Source organism: uncultured Thiocystis sp., assembly GCF_903866365.1.
Taxonomy (GTDB): domain Bacteria; phylum Pseudomonadota; class Gammaproteobacteria; order Chromatiales; family Chromatiaceae; genus Chromatium.
The window spans coordinates 1-1,578 of record NZ_CAIPNF010000168.1 but is presented as its reverse complement, the minus strand read 5'-3'; the positions used below and the strand labels follow the sequence as shown (position 1 = coordinate 1,578).

Genomic DNA, 1,578 nt, shown 5'->3' with positions numbered 1-1,578 from the left:
CGTGGTCCGTTCTGACGCAAGCAGGTTAATGCGGTAACGGGGTTGGCCGATCATACTGACTGTACTGTGCGAACAAGATAGTCAATAGGGTACCATTAATCGCCAAAGCCCTTACAGGGACTTGGGCGCCGCTGTACTAGCAAAGTGTTACGTGTGACCATGCAATCGTTGATCCTGGGCATTGGTGCCTATCTGGTGATCAAGCAGGAGTTTACGCCAGGCATCATGATCGCCGGCTCGATTATTCTGGGGCGAGCCTTGGCGCCAGTCGACCAGCTGATCGGGAGCTGGAAAGGCTTCCTGTCCGCACGTTTGGCTTATCAACGTCTGCATGATCTGCTGGACATGATCACTGTGCGACAGAGTTTCATGAGGTTGCCCGCCCCGGATGGTGCTCTCATTCTCGATGGCGTGGTTGCCGTACCACCTGGTTCAACCGTGACTGTGCTGCGGGGGATTTGCTGCGAGATCGCCGCTGGCGAGAGCGTGGCGATTATCGGGCCAAGCGCAGCCGGTAAATCAACCCTGGCGCGTGTCGTGCTGGGTGTTTGGCCCGTGGCTGCTGGCAAAATGCGGCTGAGTGGGGCCGACATCGGTCACTGGAATCGCGAGGAACTCGGTCCTTACATCGGCTATCTGCCCCAGGATATCGAGTTGCTCGATGGTACCGTGAGCGACAACATCGCCCGCTTCGGCGAGGTGGACCCCGAGCAAGTGGTTGCCGCCGCGCAGCGCGCTCAAGTCCACGAGATGATCCTGCGTCTCCCGAAAGGATACGATACTCCCATCGGAGTCGGTGGCGCGGTGCTCTCCGGCGGCCAGCGGCAGCGCATCGGTCTTGCCCGTGCCATGTATGGCAAGCCTGTTCTCGTCGTGCTCGACGAACCCAATTCCAATCTTGATGATCAGGGAGAAGCCGCGCTGGTCATGGCCATTGCGCAGCTTAAGTTGGAGGGGGCGACCGTGTTGATCATTACGCATCGTGCCAGTGTGCTGAATTCCGTGGACAAGATTCTCGTGTTGCGGGATGGTTTGCTCGAAGTCTTCGGTCCCCGCGACCAGGTGCTGAACCAATTCATGCGACCGACTTCCACCGGCCGCCCAGCGACGCTGCAATCCCAGGCGGCGGGTTAGCGGCCTCGTCACCATCATCTGATACATCCACTGAACGCAGGGAATCAGTCTAGATGGACATGACAATCAGACCCCATCGACTCATCGAGACAAATGAAGCCGCCCACGTTCAGACCAGCGACAAGCCGGAGCGGATCATTGGGTTACTGATCTTGCTTGTGGCGTTGGGTGGCTTTGGTTTCTGGGCGCTTCTCGCCCCGCTCGACGGTGCCGTTATTACCTCGGGCGTCGTGGCTGTCGAATCCGCGCGCAAGACTCTGCAGCACCTGGATGGGGGTGTCGTCAGCGAGATTCATGCGCATGAGAGTCTGTTCAGAAAGTTTATCTAATGAAATTAGATTGTTGCAGTTTGACTTACACATGAAATTTAGGCAAAAGCCGATTTCCGTCCAGTTTGTGCTCCCATGCTTGAAAAAACATATGCAATTCAACAGGGACTTTCTG

At 56.8% G+C, this 1,578-nt stretch carries 2 protein-coding genes; both read left to right on the top strand.

The annotated features are described in order from the left end of the window. Positions 1 to 159 precede the first annotated feature (159 nt). The gene (locus QZY07_RS09365; protein ID WP_363183991.1) at positions 160 to 1,134 is read left to right on the top strand and encodes an ATP-binding cassette domain-containing protein; all 975 of its coding nucleotides are present in this window, start codon (positions 160 to 162) and stop codon (positions 1,132 to 1,134) included. A gap of 53 nt (positions 1,135 to 1,187) precedes the next feature. Then, complete coding sequence (locus QZY07_RS09360; protein WP_295401839.1) at positions 1,188 to 1,463, top strand: hypothetical protein; 276 nt, start codon at positions 1,188 to 1,190, stop codon at positions 1,461 to 1,463. The last annotated feature ends 115 nt before the right edge of the window (positions 1,464 to 1,578 follow it).